Here is a 17,320-nt window from a genome sequence, read left to right as displayed (position 1 = left end):
CAGCCTAACGCCCGAGGCTCAAAGTAAAAGCCTGAATTCCCGCTGCTTTAATCCGTGTTTACCCCCCCAATGCATTGGAATTACCCATGCCGAAAATAAATAAATACCGCCATTTTTTCAGCGTCGCGCGACCTCCACGGGCAAACATTGCGTATGCGCACCCGGTTGCAGATACGGCGTCAGAATCGGCGCCATGCCCTTGAGCACCTGCACCGGCAGCGCCGAGGTGAACGTGAACGCTTCGGCGCTGCGCCCGGGTACGAAGGCAGTCAACGTACCGAAGTGGCTATCACCGATATAGAACACGAAGGTGGCCGTGCGGTTGATCGACTTCGAACTCAAAATTCGCCCGCCGGAACCAATGGCTTCGATACGGTTATCCCCGGTCCCGGTCTTGCCGCCCATCGCCAGGGGTTTGCCATCGGGGGTGATGAAACTGCCGGAAACACGTTTGGCGGTACCGGCATCCACCACTTGCGACAAGGCCTCGCGCATGGCCGTGGCCACTTCGGACGGCATCACCCGTTTGCCGGCGACCGGGTCGTTGATCAGTTTGGTTTCGTAGGGCGTATTCGCCGCGAAATGCAGTGTGTCGATGCGCAATGTCGGCATGCGCACGCCATCGTTGAGAATGGTGCCGATCAATTCGCCCAGCGCTGCCGGACGGTCGCCGGAGCTGCCGATGGCCGTGGCCAGTGACGGAACCAGGTGATCGAACGGGTAGCCGACTTTCTGCCAGCGCTGGTGAATGTCCAGGAACGCTTCGATTTCCAGCATGGTGCGAATACGGCTGTCGCGGGCGCCTTTGTGACGACTCTTGAACAGCCAGCTGTAGACTTCCTGACGCTCGAACTGGCTGGCTTTGACGATCTGGCTCCACTTGGCGTCCGGGTTGTTCAGCAGGTAGCCCATCAGCCACAGGTCCAGCGGGTGAACCTTGGCGATGAAACCCTGGTCCGGCAAGTCGTAGGCGCCGGGGCTGTAACTTTCGTACAGCCGTTGCAGGCGTTCGTCAGTGAGTTTTTCGGTGAGCTTGGCGCCTTTGAGGTGCGAACGCACAAAGGTGTTGAAGCTTTCCTGGCTGGCCTGTGGCAGCAGATAACGGTGAATCGCCGCCATGCGAATCGGCGTCGGGCGCATGCTGTCAAGGAAGGTATCGAGCCGTGCCTGGGTGTCCTTGTTTTTGTACTTCTTCCAGAATTTCAGCAGGAACGAGGTGCCTTCGCGGTCGGCGAAATCTGCCAGGTATTCCTGACGCCGCGGGTCTCGATCGTCCTTGAGCAATTCGGCGCTGTTGTTGGGGCCGGAATAGGTGGTATAGCGCACCAGGTCGCGCATCAGCCGAATGAACGGCAAGTTGATCGACTCACGGATCGCATCGCGCAGCGTCGGCATGCGACCGTTGTCTTCCTTGCGAAAGTTATGGAACATGTGCAACCCGCCACCCGTGAAAAAGGCTTCGCCTGGGCTCGCGGAGTATTTGCGATCCAGCGCGGCGCCGAGCATGGCCGGCAGGTTGCGGTCTTTGTTCTGGATCAGATAATCGACGGCCCAGCGGCTCAGACGGTCCTGGTCAGGGACGTCGACTTTCTTCAGTTCCGGCACGGTCATCCCTGCATACTTGTCGTGCAGCTCGGCAATGATCTGCAGGTAGGTGGTGAGTACGCGCATTTTGGCGGTAGAGCCCAGTTCCAGTTTGCTGCCTTCGTTGATGTCGAACGGCTGGTCGGTACTGTCGGTCTGCACGCGCACGCGCGCGCCATCCGGCGTCAGTTCGAACAGCGTGAAGCTGTAGCGCACTTGCGTGGTGCTGGTGGGGGTGAGCAAGCGTTCGCCCATCAAACCGATCTGCGTCGCAAACGCCGGGTCGGCCAGGTGCTTGAGGTACTCCGTGGCCTGGGTCTGCAAATCGCCTTGCAGGGTGCTGGTGGCAGACAAGTCGAGACGGTCGAGGTCGTACAGCGGACGATTGAGCAACCCGCCCAGGCGACTGCGGGCCACGCTGATGCCTTTGTTGGTTTCGATTGGCTGAATGGTCGGCTGGGTTTGCCAGTCGCGATACGTAACCTTGCTGGCCAGCGCCGCCGCCGCAAACGGCGCATCGATCACATTGTTCTGGGCGAGCAGGCGAATGTGGCTGTCGGTGAGGTCTGCCAGTTCATCACGACCTTTGGTCAGGTAGTGGGAAGGGCGGCGCTGGGCAATCATCAACGAGAGCATTTCACGCAAGGCCAGGCCTTTGGCGGCCATGGTCTTTGGGTCGGTGTCGGTGCTTGCCAGCGTTTCGTTGGCCTTGTCGAAGTCGGCGCCATACCAGACCCGCAACCCTTCCGCCATGCCATGCACTTCACCGTGGCCGGGCACGGCGGACAGCGGCACGCTGTTGAGGTAGTCGCGTACCACGTTTTTCCGGGCATCGAGGGTTTCCGGACCCGCCTGATAAGCGCGCACGGTGGCGGAAATCATTTGCCGGATCTTCTCCGCGCCCGACACCGTCAGGCCATCAGGCGAGTGCCGATACTTTTCGAGTTGCGTCGCCAGCGTACTGCCACCCGCCGATTGCCCCGGCAGATGAATCAACTTGGCCACCTGCGACCATGCGGCCATGCCGAAGCGCGGCCAGTCCACGGCGGGGTTGGCCAACGGTTGCTTGGGATCGAGCAGGAAGCGGTTCTCGATGAACAACAGGCTGTTGACCACCACCGGCGGGATCGCATCAAAGCTTGAATACAGCTGTTGTGGGTATTTGAACTGGTACAGCGGCATGGCACGGCAGTCAGTGATCGACAGGCCTGCCTGGATTTTCTCGGAGTAGGGCACGAACAGGCCCTTGTCGCTGTAGTCCATCAACTTTTGGGAAAAGCGGGTTTGGGCTGAAATCACGTAATTGCGCTTGAGCAACCGGGGCAGGAACTCGTCCAGTGAGCTGTAGCCCAGACGCAAATCAAAAGGCCCGGCGCCAGGGTAACGAATGGCATCGCTGGGACCCGATCCCAGTGTGTAGCTCAGGGACGCGGCAAATTCGCTGACTTCCCGGGATTGAAATTTTGAGGTGCGCATTTCCTTGGCGGCCGCCAGTCCCACGACAATCGCGATGATCAGCAACAACAGCCAAAACGCCTTCCAGCCGTGTTTGACACGGCTGGTGCGAGGTTTTTCAGGTGATGGCGCTTCATCCACACGTTCAGTCGGGACCACAGTTTTACTCGTATCGGTTTGCCACAAAGCGCCCATAGCCGATTGATCCATTCACGCAGATTGATCTGACTTGTCTGAAGCTTAGACGGTGGTTGGCGATGGTGAAAAAATTGTGGACGAGGTTGTCGCCTATTTTTTCCGCATCCACACAATTACCTGTAGCAGCCTTTGGCAGCTGCTACAGGGGCGGGTGGTCTGGCGGGTGAAGAGGCCTGATCTAGAGCTGTCGAGCGGTAAGTAAGGTGCAGGCAAGTGCATGACGACGCACCAATGCTGTGCAATACTCATCGCCGTTTTCTGTCACGGGTGAAATCACTTTTAGCCAGTTAAAGCCTCTCCGCAAAAGCCCATTTTGCCGAGAGATGTGGCTGCATTTTGTAGTTTTTAGAGTGAAAACGCCTGAGCAATGCTTTTTATACTGCACGTCCCGCTGATCCTGGAAGTTTTGTCCTACAGGACGGTCCTGCTCACGAAGTAAGGCCGGTTTCAGACAAGCAATGGCTTATCGGTCAGCGCTTCGACACTCGGTGGCTATATCCAATAACAAGACGAGGATGTCCCCTATGCCAGCTGGCAATCACCTTCCCCACGGCGAGACCGCTCAGGGCGGCCCGCTCAAACGCGAACTCGGCGAACGGCATATTCGCTTGATGGCACTCGGCGCCTGTATCGGCGTCGGTCTGTTCCTGGGTTCGGCCAAGGCCATCGAAATGGCCGGTCCGGCGATCATGCTGTCCTACATCATCGGCGGTCTGGCGATCCTGGTGATCATGCGCGCCCTCGGCGAAATGGCCGTGCACAACCCGGTTGCCGGCTCGTTCAGCCGTTACGCCCAAGATTACCTTGGCCCCTTGGCGGGCTTCCTCACCGGCTGGAACTACTGGTTCCTGTGGCTGGTGACCTGTGTCGCGGAAATCACTGCGGTGGCTGTGTACATGGGCGTCTGGTTCCCCGATGTACCGCGCTGGATCTGGGCGCTTTCAGCGTTGATCAGCATGGGCACCATCAACCTGATCGCCGTAAAAGCCTTCGGTGAATTCGAATTCTGGTTCGCCCTGATCAAGATTGTCACCATCATTGCGATGGTGATTGGTGGCATCGGTGTGATCGCGTTCGGCTTCGGTAACGACGGTGTGGCGCTGGGGATTTCCAATCTCTGGGCCCACGGCGGTTTCATGCCCAACGGCGTGCAAGGCGTGTTGATGTCCCTGCAAATGGTCATGTTCGCCTACCTTGGCGTCGAGATGATCGGCCTGACCGCCGGTGAAGCCAAGAACCCGCAGAAGACCATCCCGGATGCCATCGGCTCGGTGTTCTGGCGGATTCTACTGTTCTACGTCGGCGCGCTGTTCGTGATCCTGTCGATCTACCCGTGGAACGAAATAGGCACTCAGGGCAGTCCGTTTGTGATGACGTTTGAGCGTCTGGGCATCAAGACCGCCGCCGGCATCATCAATTTTGTGGTGATCACGGCCGCGCTGTCGTCCTGTAACGGCGGCATCTTCAGCACCGGGCGCATGCTCTACAGCCTGGCGCAGAATGGCCAGGCCCCGGCCGGTTTTGCCAAGACCTCAAGCAACGGTGTGCCGCGTCGTGCCTTGCTGCTGTCGATGGGCGCATTGCTGCTGGGTGTGTTGCTCAACTACCTGGTGCCGGAAAAAGTCTTCGTCTGGGTCACCGCGATTGCCACCTTCGGCGCGATCTGGACCTGGGTGATGATCCTGCTGGCCCAGCTCAAGTTCCGCAAAGGCCTGAGCGCCAGCGAACGTGCCGGGCTCAAATACAAAATGTGGCTGTACCCGGTCAGTTCGTACCTTGCGCTGGCGTTCCTGGTGTTGGTGGTCGGCTTGATGGCGTACTTCCCGGACACCCGCGTGGCGCTGTATGTAGGCCCTGCGTTCCTGGTGCTGCTGACGGTGTTGTTCTATGTGTTCAAGCTGCAACCGACCAACGTGTCGCAAGGCGCGGTGAGCTCGGTGTCATAAGACGTTACGCTTGAAGTGCAAAAAGCCCCGGTCGAGATGGCCGGGGCTTTTTAGCTTCAGACGACGGCGTTTTGCGGGGATTGTGTCAGGCGTTTATTGAACTCCAGCCAGAGCGCCAACGACCCCATCAACCCGGCCCCCACCAGCGCGGTGAAGACTTGCATGGCAAACGCATCGTCGGTCAGGGCGTTGACCATGTCCGCCAACGGCGCCAGCAACACGCCGAGGCAGAACACCTCCAGTGAATAACGCCCCATGCGGGAACATTGCCGGGCCAGCCATTGTTGCGTCCATCCCGCGTCCGGCAACAGTTTCGCTGTGACATACGCCAGCGCCAGAAAGTGCAGCAGGCGCACCGGCGACAGGTCGGTCTTGCTGATCGGGTACAGCAGGTTGCTCAGCAGCGTAGGCATCAGCGCGTCATGTATTTGCGGCCAGCGCCAGGACACGGTAATCACCCCGGCCAGCACCGTATAGATCGCCGCACTGACAAATAACGGCTGGCGCAGCAGTGGACGCGTTTCGGCCGACCGGGGCTTTTGCCCGTGAATCGCCGCCGCGCCACCGAGCACAAACAGCAGCTGCCAGGTGACAGGGTTGAAGTACCACACGCCGTCCTTGATCGCGGCCAGGTTCCAGCCAAACGAAGGCGCCAGCAGGTAAACGGTCAACGACACCGCCACCACCGCCCAGGCCTTGCGCACCAACAATGGCAATACCAGCGGCAACCCGGCCAGCAGCACGATGTACAGCGGCAACGGGTCCATCAGGTTCGGCTTGAAGCGCAGCAGCAATTCATCCGTCAACGCCTGCTGCGGGTTGGTGATGAAGTGGCGCAAGCCCATTTCCTCAACCAGATCACGGGTTTCCACATGGCTGTTGGCGAAGAACACGATGCCCATCAGCATCGCCAGCAAAAAAATATGCACCACATACAACACCCATGTGCGGCGCAGGATTTTCACGCAGGCGATCAAGTAACCGTCGCGCGCGAGGACTTTGCCATAGGCCAGGACGGCTGCGTAACCGGCGAGAAATACGAAAATTTCCGCTGCATCGCTGAAGCCGAAATTGCGCAGGGTGATTTGACCCAAGGGGTTGTGGGGCACGTGATCCCAGAAAATGAAGATCAGTGCCAAGCCACGGAAAAAGTCGATTCGGTGATCGCGTTCAGTCGTCATGACGGCGGGCTCTTGAACGGTTTTTGAAGTAGGAGCTGGGCGCCCCAAAGGGTAACGTGCCGCACATCGGCGGCGCGCAGGGTGCAGTGATTTGCCGGCAATTGCAAAGTGCGGGTATTACGGGATGTCTCAGCAATTGGCTGAGGGTTAACCGCCTGTCTAAAACCCAAGCAGTAGCGCGATCTCTGACTACCGTCGGGTTCAAAGATATATCCATTGAAGACGGAATATCCCAGAGGCTTTGGCATGAGGATCAGCGATTGGATCGACAAAGAACTCGCAGGCCGTCAGGTCTGGTTGCTGTTTCTTCTCGCGACGCTGCTGTATGTCCTGCCGCTGATCCTCGCGGATTACCCCTACATTGATGACAACTGGCGTTCCCTGGCCGCCGGCATGGGCTGGTCGGAAGAGGGCCGATTGTTCGCGCAATGGTTCTATAACCTGCTGACCTTCAGCGGTGCCGCGCCCAATATTTTCCCGTTGCCACTGTTGATCGCCACGCTGGCCATGAGCGCTGCCCTGACGCGCCTGACGTTCCACTATTTCCCTGAGCCGACGTTTACTCATTGCCTGGTGTTGCTGCCACTTTGGTACAACCCGTTTTTCCTGCAAAACCTGTCGTATCAATATGACGGCCCGACCATGGCGCTGAGCGTGGTGGCGGTGATCTGCGCGATCACCTTTCGCAGCCTTTCGCGCGTCCAGCAACTCGCCGTTCCGGCATTGCTGATCGCATTGGCCATCGGCCTTTATCAGGTCAGCATTAATGTGTTTCTCGGTCTCTGTTGCCTGGAGCTGCTGCGGGGCGCCAATGACCGATTATCGTGGCCCGCGTGGTGCCGATTGCTTGGCTGGAAAATCGCGCAGTTGGTCCTGGCTGGCTTGATCTATTACGCCACGGCCTTTGCTGTCATGAATCAAACCCGCACCTCGATGTTGAACGTTGCAGCCGCGCCGCTGCTGCAAATTGAAATCAATGCCGGCAGGGTCCTGGAAAAAGTCGTGCTGCTGTTTCATGGCGGGTTTGCCTGGGTATTCGGCGCACTGTTGTTATGCGCCATCGCCGGTGGGGTGTGCGTGGGGCGGGGTGTGCTGGCGCGGTGGGACACCGGCCTGCACAAAGCGGTGATGGGGATCGCGTGTCTTTTGATGCTGCCGGTTTTGGTGTTGCTGGTGCCCGGCGCCTCCTTGATTTTCCGCGACTTCAATGAAGGCGCCCGAACCTTGATGGGCTATGGCGTGCTCCTGGTTTTGCTGTTTTACCTGAGTCATCGGGTGCTGGCGCCATTGCATAGAACGCTGCCATTGCTGCTGTTGATCCCGCTGTTGGCGACGCTCTCGTTGTCCTTCGCCTATGGCCGCGTACTGACCCTGCAAAAGACCTTTTCGACCCATGCGCTGTATGCCTTGAGTGCCGACATCGCCTCCCGCCCTGCATTGCGCAACGCCAAGCGCATTTACCTGTCGGTCAGCTATTCGGATCACTGGCTGGTGGCGGCTGCCGGGTCGTTCAAGCAGATGCCGGTGTTGCATTACCTGCTGAACATCGACTTCTACATGCTCGCGGAAAACCTGCCGAAAACCGGCATCACCAACGTGGTCAGGGAAAAGGAACGGCGCAACGCCACACGGGTGGGCTACCAGGGTTATCCACCGTTGGTGGACAGCCTGTTCTATCGCATATATCTGCTGGGGGATTACGGTTTTATCGTCATGAAAGAACCGCCTTGGGTTACCACGCTGCAGTGGTAATCGACCGTTGGTCTGGAAGGTCGTGCTACCTGTCAGTTCTGACAGTAGACGCACAGCTTGCGCTGGCTTTAGGTTGACGCCTGCAACAGCAACCAGCCAGGGAACGGACATGAAAGCCTTACGGAAAGAGTTTTCCACTTACGCGGTAGTGGGTGTAGCCAATACGCTGATTCATTGGCAGCTCTTTTATGTCTTGAACACTGCCGCCGAATTGAGTCAGGCCGCCAGTAACGTTTCGGCATTTTGTGTGGCGGCAACATTTTCCTTCTACGTCCATGCGCTTTACACCTTTGAAACCGGGGCGTCGGTCCTTCGTTATCTGATGTATGTCTTTTCTATGGGCGTCATGAGTTACGTCGTTGGGCATTTCGCCGATGTCTGGAAACTTCACGGTTTAGTGACCGTCGCGTTGTTCTCGCTGTTGAGCCTGGTTTGCGGGTTTTTCTTTTCGAGATTTATCTTGTTGCACGAGCGTGGCGCGTGAAAATCTCGCGCTGTACCGGGGAGGTGGCGGCGCTGTCTGTGGTGGTGGCGATCGCGTTATTCGTGAGATTTCACGCCATCACCACGCCGGCCGTCTGGTACGACGAGGCCTATAGTTTGCTGCTCGCCGAGCGTTCGCCCGCGGACATCTGGTCCACCACGGCTCGGGATGTTCATCCACCGCTTTACTACGTGTTGCTGCATTACTGGATGCTGGTGTTCGGCAATGGTGTGTTGTCAGCGCGATCGCTGAGTGCCCTGGCCGATATCGGCACCTTGTTGCTCAGCATCAAGCTGATGAGCCTGATAGCGACGCGCAGGGCGACCTGGATCGCGGCGTTGTTGCTGGCGTTGTTGCCGATTTCGGTTCGCTATAGCCAGGAAATCCGAATGTACACGTTGCTCGGTTTTTGGCTCATGGCCGCGACCGTGGCGTTGGTGTGTTGGGTCAATGCACCGCAGCGAAAGCGTTTTGCGATCATTTATGTGCTGCTGATGACGGCCGCTTTTTATACGCATTATTTCGCTGCATTTTGTGTATTGGTGCATTGGGTTTTTTGGTGGCAATCGCGCGGTTTATCCGTTCGTGCATGGATGGGGGCTAACGCTGCCATTGTTGTGTTGTACCTGCCTTGGGTCCCTCATTTCATTGATCATCTGGTACACCGTGACGGGCTCAACTGGATTTCTCCACTCACATGGCAGGCCGCTCTGGCCAGTGTCTGGCAGTTCACTGTGGTGGGTGATTCGCTGCCGGCTTCCTCGTGGTGGCGAGTGCTGCCAACGTTGTTGATCGTTGCATGTGCCGCTGCAGTAGTGGTGAAAGGTCAGATTGAACAGCGATACAAAGTTCTGTTGGTGGGTTATTTTTTTGTGCCGGTACTGGTGGTTTTTCTATTGTCGTTGATCGTCCCGGCATTCATCCCTCGATACCTGTTGTTCGCGGTTATCGGGTTGCCGATGATCTGTGCAGTTAATCTGGATGCATGGGGAAACCGAGCCTGCATACTCGTCCTGGCAGGTATCGCACTTGTTCTCGTTCAGGGATTGTTCTCGGTTTATCAACAAACGGATGGATTGGGTGGCTCGGCTGTGCGCCTGAATGGCCGGCTGGATGTTGTCGTGGCGGGTATAGGTCGAGAGTTTCGACCGGATGATGAGATTGTGGTTGACGGGTTGTTTTGGTACTTGCCGTTTATGTACTACAACACAACGGGTATCCAGCCGAAGATTTACGTTTTCAGATCGTCGACTGGTGAATCATGGGGGCCTTCCGACTATGGCGGCTGGGCCTTGGTTTCCGCTCGAGCAAACGGACTATCATTCAATGATTTTTCGTATATGAAAACGAATGCCAGAAGAGTTTGGTGGGTAACGGGTCAATCAAGCCCTGATCATAGCCATTTATTTCCAAAAAACTGGATACAGGTGTTATCGCTAAGGGCAGGCGAAGGCGAGGCCCGCTTGTTTGTCCTGGACGGAGCACCCACCTCCCACGAAATCGCCATGCAACCGCTGTTCACGCAGCAGCCACTTCATTAGGCTCAAAACTGTCCGCCCGCGCCATCTGCCACATCCGCGAGTAAAACTCGCCATTCACTTCACCGGTGAGCAATTCCCCCGGTTTCAGGAACACATGCAACTGTGAGAACAACTTGATCTCGGTTGCCGACATGCGCCGTACCAGATGTTTTGCGGACAACTGTGAAGGATGATCGAGGCCCGCCGCTGCCAGCATTTCGGCCAAAGCCTTAAGCGTGTTGCGATGGAAGTTGAACACCCGCTGAGCCTTGTCCGGGACCACCAGTGCGCGCTGGCGCAAGGTGTCCTGCGTGGCGACACCGGTCGGGCATTTGTTGGTGTGGCAGCTTTGCGACTGGATGCAACCGATGGTTATGCCCCCCAAAATCCAACTATTGCCCTGCGTGTGAGTGAGTGAGGGGGGTATGAATAGTTGACCAACTATTTAGAGGCGAGCACCTCAAGCATTCCGCCGCTACCTCAGCATACCCTGCTGCACCCGAGCACCCCGCAGGCGCATGCCTCAACGCCACCAAAATAGTTCGTCAGCCAGTGCCCCGAGCGCTAAAAATCTAGCTATAAACGAACTGAAGAATGTGGAAGAAAAGAGGTAGGGGGGAGGGCATCAAATTTTCTGACCGACATCATACACAGGCCGGCCAACTGTCCAGCGGTTCACACGAAAAACAAAATTACTCACAAACCCAGATCATGCTCCAGTTGTAGCGCTTCCAAATGTTCTGGTGCAGCACCTTTTTGCACCCAAGCATTCAGTAAGCTCCAGGTGCAAGCGTGGAAAATTGCCTGCGGAACCATGACATTCCGCCTCAGACGCTTGTCACCAATGATAGTTACACCTGATTTCAGAGCACCTGTAAGTGTATGCACGGCTACACGAGGTAGTTTGCTACGTCCTCGTTTGTCGGTAACGACTATCGCGGGCCAGCTCCACGATGTATATGTCTTATCTGACCGCAAAGTATCTTCGACTACTTTTTCTAAGGTTTTGGGAGGCATCAATGCTGCAGCTGAAATCCATATGTTCCGCACATCATCGTCTGTCATATTGCCTGGGTTGGCGCTGGAGACGAAAAAGTTGTCGACTGGCGACCAAGCATTTGGCCCACCAACATAATACAGAGTCATAACATTAGCGATATGACGTGTAGTGTTTGGTACGCAGGAGTTATGGGGGCATAGCCTGTGTATCATATCCACAACCTGAGTTAGATGCTTTTGTCTGCTAAGCATGATTTTACCTCTGTGACGAGACTTTAAAAGTAGTATGGTCTACTCGTGTGTCAAGTTTTTTGAGGATTTTCAATATGTGCGTAAATACTAGCTGAATGGTTTTGTAGGCGTTGCTTACAAGGTTTTAGTTTTGATGTTGAATAAAGTTAGATGTATTGGTTTGCAGCCTTATCGAAAACTTATATGTGTAGAGCTGGAGTTGCCATCTCTCAAAGGGATTGCATGTCACAACTAACATGCAATCCATGTGTGCACGTTGTTGGGTGCCGTCAGTAAGTATCTGGTGGGCTTTCTAATGTTTTCGTGAATAGCTCGCGAAATTTCGAATTTAGTTGTATGGGCATCCCTGGCTCAGCCGCTAATACTATCGCAGCGACGCTTGCGACTCCTGAGAGTCTCAGCGATAACTGAATGTTCGGAATGACAATGTCGGCGCGGTTGAAAGCTATTTTAGATTCAATCTGTTGTTTCCATTTTTCATGACTCCACCGAGTGAGCGGTGCTTCCAGTGCAGCTCGGAATTCAGACTGGATCGCCACTTCCAAAAAACGTAGTGTTGCCCCGAATAATTGAGTTATAAAAAGTTCAGGCCGTGTAAGAACTGTATGAATCGAGTCTGCAAGGCTGTAGTCAAGATCGTCAGGATCAGGCGCGAGCATTTTGTCAATCCAAGTGACTGCGTGATTTAGACTGACATGGTTTTCAAAGTCTTCGCGCAAATCTTTCAAAACTGAAATATTACCGGACAGTGCTGCAGAGACGCCGAAAGTGTAGATTGCAGATTTCTGTAAGCGTACCAGCCGTTCCGCCTGAAGATTATTTTTCGAAGTTCTTGGCACGACGGCATACACAGGGACTTCCGATATTTGGGGCTTTTCCCCATTGAAGGCATGCGCCACAAAATCCAGCCAACGATGAAGCTGATCGGCAAATCCATTTGCTACCAGATTCTTTATAGAGTTGTTGAGGATGTAAGACCTGAACGTTAACTCAAAGGTTGGAGCAGTCCTCCCATTTAATCTCGTTTCTAGACAATGGAGCGCCTGTGTCGGCCCCACAGCCTCAGACTCTGCTGTAGCGAAGAGGTACCAGGTGGCGTCTAAACTAGCTCGCGAAAGATTTACGATGTCCTCAGGTGGATTTGGGTTGCTGCACATTCCGGCGATCATGAATGCAGGGTCGCCGTTGATGAGGGGTTGACTCTCTGCGCCGATGACTTGCACGTGGAGCCACAGCAGTCCATGACGAATAACACGGCTGCAGTAAGCTGCCTGTAGTAAATCCTCAGAATCAATATCGGGTAGCTGCTGAAGAACTTCTCGATATACGTCGATAGCCGCGTTGAGGTCTCCGGCTCTGTACAACGCAAGCGCAGAGTCGGCCTTCAATCCTAGTGCGATGGCGTTGAAGGATTGACTGGCCACGGCCAACGCATCTGTTTGGGCTTGCGAGAATTGGGACGCCGCTGCTTTCCAGTCGCCTGTCTCCGCGAAGCTAATAGCTGTCTCTCTGCGCAAAAACATTCGCTCTAATGGTTCGAGCTCACCTAGTTGAGAATCGATATCTCGCACTATGGATATTACGTCATGGTGCTTGCGCTGCCGGAGATAGATCTTTGATCGTGCTCTGGCTAGATCGATAACAGTTCCGAACTCAGCCTCTGCCTGTTTGATTAGCTCAAGCGCGCAGTGCGGATCAGCTGAGTACTCATCTAGCATGATGCTCGCCGCGACCAGGAGCAAAATGGTGAGCTGTGAGTGACCCCAACTACGGGTGAGCTCGGCCATCTTCAGGTGCGCTTCGCAGGCGCTGCGACCATCGATTTTGCCGGAACGAACCTCTTCAAGCCATGGGCCATTTACCAGGGCGGCGGTTCCCTCACGTGTTTCGAGGGCAAACTCAAGGTATTCCTCACGTTCGTCTCGGTTTAGATGGTGCAGCTCTTCAAATAGGTTCAACTGGGCATTGACGCTACCAACGTGTATTGCCTGCGAAATAAACAATCCACTGTGTTGATTAGCTGTACCAAAGGCGGGTGTTAGCTGCACTTTGTTTGTAAGGGATGCACGAAATTTGCGCAGCAGACTAAACCAATCTGGAAGTATTGCGGGGAGGTTCACGAGGCATAATGCTTTGCCCATAGCCATCGTATGGAACATATCCTCACCTTGAGGATCAGACGCCTTGATCTCGGATTCGAGAGTTTTCCACACATTTAGCGGATGTGAGGTTTTGTCATTAAGAGATGCGGCAATAGCAAATTGATTCAACCTGAATAGGATTGCTTTTGCGGGATCTTTTGGGACAATTAGCGAATCAAGAGGGGCAAAGCGCAGGCTAGGTCAAGTCAGATGAAAAAAGTACTGTGGGTGGTTGCTGGAATGGCGGAGAACTCTTCGGTCAGAGGGGTATTCCCATTTATCTTGCTGTGCCTCACGGGCCTGAAAACTGCATTAGGTGTCGTTGGTTCATCACAGACGCTCGCTATCTCGATCCGCTGCGCGCGCACTTCAATAATTTGAGTTACAAGGCGTCATTAGCAGCGAAGTTGGCCGTCGAACATGAGCAGGTCAGGGATGAGTTGCTTGAAGAGCGGTATTTCGCCCAGGAGGAGGGTAAGCCATTCACCCGTCAATCTGAGCTTCAACAAGCTGAACGACGGTATGAAAAGCAGATTACTGAGGCCGATGAGTACGCCAAAGATTTGGTCGCGTGCTTCCAGATCATCGGTCGTCTTGTGTCGATTGAAGAAGATCGTGAAGAGGGTGACGAGAGTACGAAGCTGGTTGCCGTAGGTAGCATGGAGGACGTGCGTCATCCCATCTCGTTTATCGAAACTGACTCCGAAATGCTGCAACTCGCTCAGATTTGTGAAGACGCCGAAATCTACCCGGATCTGATGGATGATATTCGTAAATCCCCTGCGGTCGAAAAGCGTTCAAGAGCTTTGAACCGTGTGCTCATGTCGCAGGGATACGTTCCTATTTTCATGAACATGGATGACCGTATGCAGCTGATCGCCGGGAACGCGATGATGCGTGCCATGGCCTCAAAGGCGAACCCGACAAATCAGCTGGAGGGCTTCAGGATGGCGTCTGGTGTGTTGGAGGCGGGGCAGAACCTTGGACTGCTGCCGTCAGGCATCTCTGCGTTGGAACACACCTTTGAGGCGCCTGTAATCAAGCTTGTTGACCTGCTTTCGATTTCCCCAAGTCATCAGGGAGTACTCTAGGATGATTGATCCGAGTATTGTTTTCGAAGACCTCACGGCGAAGGCGAATGCGCAACAGCGGAAATCCCTGGCGGTGCTCAATGCCGTCTTGGCCGAACATCACGCAGCGGGAGAGAAAAACTTCTCCATTGCTGAGATAGCGCGCCTCTCGGTAGCTAAGGGTGGCCCGTCGACTTCGACTATCCGCAACAAAACCGGTATGTGCTTCCGCCAGCTTATCGAGGTTTGGGCTGCCAAATCTGGTATGTCGATGAAGAAGCCCATCAATCCACGGTTGAAGTCGAACTCGGTTCCGAAGGACAACGAGCTATTGCATCGGATCGATGATCCAGCATTGCGAGGCGTCTTTGGGATGATCATTGCCGAGCGGAACAGATACCGGAATGAGCTGAACACTCTGAAAGGGCAAAGTGAATTCGTAATTGATTTGCGACCATTGAAAATGCCCTCACCCACTAAGGCTGATGATGAGAATGTCCAAGTCATCCCGTCGCTGCGTGGTGTCTTGAATGAAAGCGAAATTGAAGCCCTGAAGGGGGCCATCGATGATGCGTTCATCGAGAAGCAGGGCTGGGTGGTGGGTAAAGCGGGCCAAGTGAGAGGTGAGTTTGGTCCGCTCTACAAACACGGCTACGTTAATGCGATCAAGAAGGTGCTTGCTGAGATTGAGTGATACCCCCCTGATGAGTAAGGGGGAAACCCACTCGGATACGCTGGGCTCATTCGGGGCGTAAGCCTCGGTAAATACCCGCTTAGGCGGGATGAGTCCAGCGGGTGGTGGGTCATGAAATTCGTTGCGCTCACGAACACGGTGACCCGGTCCTGCGGGGCCACTAGGTTAGACTTTTATACCGCGTGCTCCTTGCCGCGTCGGCGAGGAGATTCTCCTGATCCTTTATATAGCAAGCATCATCTGACTCAATGGCTTTGGTTTCTTTGTCTTGGGGCTGCGTATCAATGACAGTGACGCCGGCACATGCTTTCAACAAATGCTCGATATCTTTCGCGCCGTATCCATTGGTCTCAATGACGAGCGAGCCATCTTTCATATGGATCATCACGCGCCGGCTGTTCCTAGCCTTGAGCCAAGAGATGATTACCTTAGCAATCGCATTCCAAGGCATTGCATCACTCAATGCCGAGATCATCTCGACGAAACCTGAAGCTTGCGGTTGCCCCGAAAACTGCATCACGCTGGAGTGATGAATGGAGGCATCGTCGAGAGCGGCCAAGAAAGAGTCGTTGCTGTTTTTGAAGAGTGTGAAGCGGATCGCACTTACTGCGTGGTCGCTCATTGGCACAGTACCTTGAGAAATAACTTTGAGAGACTAAACACGCTTGAACCATTAGCGTGAGGGTGGAGCGACCTGAAGAACCGATGGCCTTTACAACTGCTGCCCCCGCGCACGGACAGGTTCTTGAAAGCCGCGTCAACTGCGCGGACGCTTCTGCTCCCAGGGCTTAAATTGATCTTCATCGGAGCGCCATACAGTAGCCGAGCGCGGCAAAATCAGCAGAGACATGACATGTTCGTACTGATCAGACGAAACCTTCATCTCTCGGACGCAGGTGCCGGCCTCTGCGTGAGGAAACCAGATCTTCGCTGGCAATTCGATTCCCCTGCGCTCTTGCTTGACGCCTGGAGCCGCAGCGAGAGAGCCTGCTGGTATCTCGACCGTCTGCTTGCGTGTGCGGAAGAATACGCCTGCACGTGATGCCTGCTTACTTGAAAATGCCCACTGCATAAAGCCGTCACGGGACAAAACCAGAACCGCATTCTCCTCAGTGTACTGAAGCCACTTCAGAACAGCGGCTGTAAGGGAGACACCATAACGCTCAGCACAGTAGCCAAGTAACTCTAGATCAACGGTGGTGGAGACCTGTGCCCTGAAATCATCCAGAGGCATGAGCAAGTAAGAGGCGAATAGATCCGCCTGAGCCTCGATTGTCTTGTCTTCCCAATCAAGCATGTCATCGTTGCTGCACTGAAAGGCAGGCCGTGTCTGGCGGTGCAGGATGTAATGGCCTAACTCATGAGCTTGGGTAAAACGGATGCGGCCTGGTGATGCCATCGCGCTATTGAATAACAGCATCCATTTTTTTCGCTCTTCGTCTGGGAACAGCGCACCATCAAAGCTTTTGATGTCGACAGGGGTGACTTCTGTGATTGGGTCCGACCAGCCGAAAATGTTCGCTGCCTCCATGGCCAACGTTTGTACGTCCACTGGAAACCTGCCGCCGTGCGCGTTACCGAAGGCTTCCAAGATTTTCGACAGCCGATTGGCTGCTCGCTGAGGTGTCCATACCTGCTCATCAGCCATCATGTTCCCTTTTTGAAGGTTTCCAGAATCTTTCGAAGATGCTCCTTGGCATCCGGCTCCAGATTTTTATACCCGCGAAAAAATGCATCGTCGAGATGGCGCTCTTCAGGAGCGCGCACATCCTCTTCGAAAAAGTACTGGGTCGCAACGCCCAAAACATCAGCCAGAGCCGTGAGCTTTTCAGCTGATGGCCGTTGCGATTCACGGTTTTCCAGTTCCCAGAGATAACTTTTACTCAGACCAGCCATGTCTGAGAGCTTCTCTAAGGTAAGCCCGCGCTGCTTGCGCAGTTCACGGAGCTTCTCACCGAGACGGGTCGCCACGATCTCGCTCCTTTCAGTTAGTAATCAAAATTGTACCACGATTCCGAACAAAGCGTTTGACAATACCGGAATT

General features: G+C 54.9%; 13 protein-coding genes and 1 pseudogene. 6 read left to right on the top strand and 8 right to left on the bottom strand.

Annotated elements, in window-relative coordinates:
- Positions 1 to 117: 117 nt before the first annotated feature.
- Positions 118 to 3,234: a transglycosylase domain-containing protein gene (locus NL116_RS25415; RefSeq protein ID WP_494374558.1), complete on the bottom strand. Its 3,117-nt coding sequence runs from the start codon at positions 3,232 to 3,234 to the stop codon at positions 118 to 120.
- A gap of 527 nt (positions 3,235 to 3,761) precedes the next feature.
- Here NL116_RS25415 and NL116_RS25410 point away from each other — a divergent pair.
- Complete coding sequence (locus NL116_RS25410) at positions 3,762 to 5,183, top strand: amino acid permease (protein ID WP_494374557.1); 1,422 nt, start codon at positions 3,762 to 3,764, stop codon at positions 5,181 to 5,183.
- A gap of 56 nt (positions 5,184 to 5,239) precedes the next feature.
- On the opposite strand, the gene NL116_RS25405 is transcribed toward NL116_RS25410, so the two are convergent.
- Positions 5,240 to 6,364, bottom strand: a complete 1,125-nt coding sequence (locus NL116_RS25405; protein ID WP_494374556.1) for an OpgC family protein — start codon at positions 6,362 to 6,364, stop codon at positions 5,240 to 5,242.
- Positions 6,365 to 6,610: 246 nt separating this feature from the next.
- On the opposite strand from NL116_RS25405, the gene NL116_RS25400 reads away from it, so the two are divergent.
- The 3 genes from NL116_RS25400 (at position 6,611) to NL116_RS25390 (ending at position 10,141) form a co-directional block, all read left to right on the top strand.
- The gene (locus NL116_RS25400; RefSeq protein ID WP_494374555.1) at positions 6,611 to 8,116 is read left to right on the top strand and encodes a glucosyltransferase domain-containing protein; all 1,506 of its coding nucleotides are present in this window, start codon (positions 6,611 to 6,613) and stop codon (positions 8,114 to 8,116) included.
- A gap of 109 nt (positions 8,117 to 8,225) precedes the next feature.
- A complete protein-coding gene (locus NL116_RS25395) occupies positions 8,226 to 8,600 on the top strand; it encodes a GtrA family protein (protein WP_494374554.1) in 375 nt (124 codons plus the stop codon).
- Positions 8,597 to 10,141, top strand: coding sequence for a glycosyltransferase family 39 protein (locus NL116_RS25390; RefSeq protein WP_494374553.1), 1,545 nt, complete (start codon positions 8,597 to 8,599; stop codon positions 10,139 to 10,141). Before NL116_RS25395 ends, NL116_RS25390 begins: the two co-directional genes overlap by 4 nt.
- Here the strand turns inward: NL116_RS25390 and NL116_RS25385 are convergent.
- The 3 genes and pseudogenes from NL116_RS25385 to NL116_RS25375 all read right to left on the bottom strand — a co-directional run.
- Positions 10,119 to 10,490: pseudogene (locus NL116_RS25385) on the bottom strand (glutamate synthase-related protein); the annotation flags it as partial. The gene NL116_RS25390 and the pseudogene NL116_RS25385 sit on opposite strands and share 23 nt — an antisense overlap.
- Before the next feature lie 326 nt (positions 10,491 to 10,816).
- Positions 10,817 to 11,266 (bottom strand): hypothetical protein, encoded by a 450-nt coding sequence (locus tag NL116_RS25380; RefSeq protein WP_494374552.1) that lies wholly within the window; start codon positions 11,264 to 11,266, stop codon positions 10,817 to 10,819.
- Between the two features lie 374 nt (positions 11,267 to 11,640).
- Entirely contained in the window at positions 11,641 to 13,641 is a 2,001-nt protein-coding gene (locus NL116_RS25375; protein WP_494374551.1) for a tetratricopeptide repeat protein, read from the bottom strand.
- Between the two features lie 95 nt (positions 13,642 to 13,736).
- On the opposite strand from NL116_RS25375, the gene NL116_RS25370 reads away from it, so the two are divergent.
- Together NL116_RS25370 and gmtX are read left to right on the top strand one after the other, a co-directional pair.
- On the top strand, positions 13,737 to 14,603 hold the full coding sequence (locus NL116_RS25370; RefSeq protein WP_494374550.1) for a hypothetical protein: 867 nt from the start codon (positions 13,737 to 13,739) through the stop codon (positions 14,601 to 14,603).
- Between the two features lies 1 nt (position 14,604).
- A complete protein-coding gene (gene gmtX, locus NL116_RS25365; RefSeq protein WP_494374549.1) occupies positions 14,605 to 15,276 on the top strand; it encodes a gamma-mobile-trio protein GmtX in 672 nt (223 codons plus the stop codon).
- A 160-nt stretch (positions 15,277 to 15,436) separates the two neighbouring features.
- Here gmtX and NL116_RS25360 read toward each other — a convergent pair whose 3' ends face one another.
- The 3 genes from NL116_RS25360 to NL116_RS25350 form a co-directional block, all read right to left on the bottom strand.
- Entirely contained in the window at positions 15,437 to 15,898 is a 462-nt protein-coding gene (locus NL116_RS25360; RefSeq protein WP_494374548.1) for a hypothetical protein, read from the bottom strand.
- A gap of 135 nt (positions 15,899 to 16,033) precedes the next feature.
- Positions 16,034 to 16,927: an ImmA/IrrE family metallo-endopeptidase gene (locus tag NL116_RS25355; protein ID WP_494374547.1), complete on the bottom strand. Its 894-nt coding sequence runs from the start codon at positions 16,925 to 16,927 to the stop codon at positions 16,034 to 16,036.
- Positions 16,924 to 17,247 carry a helix-turn-helix domain-containing protein gene (locus NL116_RS25350; RefSeq protein ID WP_420650616.1) on the bottom strand — a complete coding sequence of 108 codons (324 nt, stop codon included), beginning with the start codon at positions 17,245 to 17,247 and terminating at the stop codon, positions 16,924 to 16,926. Before NL116_RS25350 ends, NL116_RS25355 begins: the two co-directional genes overlap by 4 nt.
- Between the last annotated feature and the right edge of the window lie 73 nt (positions 17,248 to 17,320).

It is taken from the genome of Pseudomonas sp. FBCC-B1667, assembly GCF_059133255.1.
The sequence above is the reverse complement of the archived record's forward strand: the minus strand, read 5'-3'. Positions and strand labels throughout refer to the sequence as shown.

What these genes read in the sequence shown, in the direction of transcription:
- NL116_RS25395 (WP_494374554.1), top strand. Translation starts at nt 8,226, where the DNA reads ATGAAAGCCTTACGGAAAGAGTTTTCCACTTACGCGGTAGTGGGTGTA.
- gmtX (WP_494374549.1), top strand. Translation starts at nt 14,605, where the DNA reads ATGATTGATCCGAGTATTGTTTTCGAAGACCTCACGGCGAAGGCGAAT.
- NL116_RS25415 (WP_494374558.1), bottom strand. Translation starts at nt 3,234, where the DNA reads ATGGGCGCTTTGTGGCAAACCGATACGAGTAAAACTGTGGTCCCGACT.
- NL116_RS25360 (WP_494374548.1), bottom strand. Translation starts at nt 15,898, where the DNA reads ATGAGCGACCACGCAGTAAGTGCGATCCGCTTCACACTCTTCAAAAAC.
- NL116_RS25380 (WP_494374552.1), bottom strand. Translation starts at nt 11,266, where the DNA reads ATGACTCTGTATTATGTTGGTGGGCCAAATGCTTGGTCGCCAGTCGAC.
- NL116_RS25400 (WP_494374555.1), top strand. Translation starts at nt 6,611, where the DNA reads ATGAGGATCAGCGATTGGATCGACAAAGAACTCGCAGGCCGTCAGGTC.
- NL116_RS25355 (WP_494374547.1), bottom strand. Translation starts at nt 16,927, where the DNA reads ATGATGGCTGATGAGCAGGTATGGACACCTCAGCGAGCAGCCAATCGG.
- NL116_RS25410 (WP_494374557.1), top strand. Translation starts at nt 3,762, where the DNA reads ATGCCAGCTGGCAATCACCTTCCCCACGGCGAGACCGCTCAGGGCGGC.
- NL116_RS25405 (WP_494374556.1), bottom strand. Translation starts at nt 6,364, where the DNA reads ATGACGACTGAACGCGATCACCGAATCGACTTTTTCCGTGGCTTGGCA.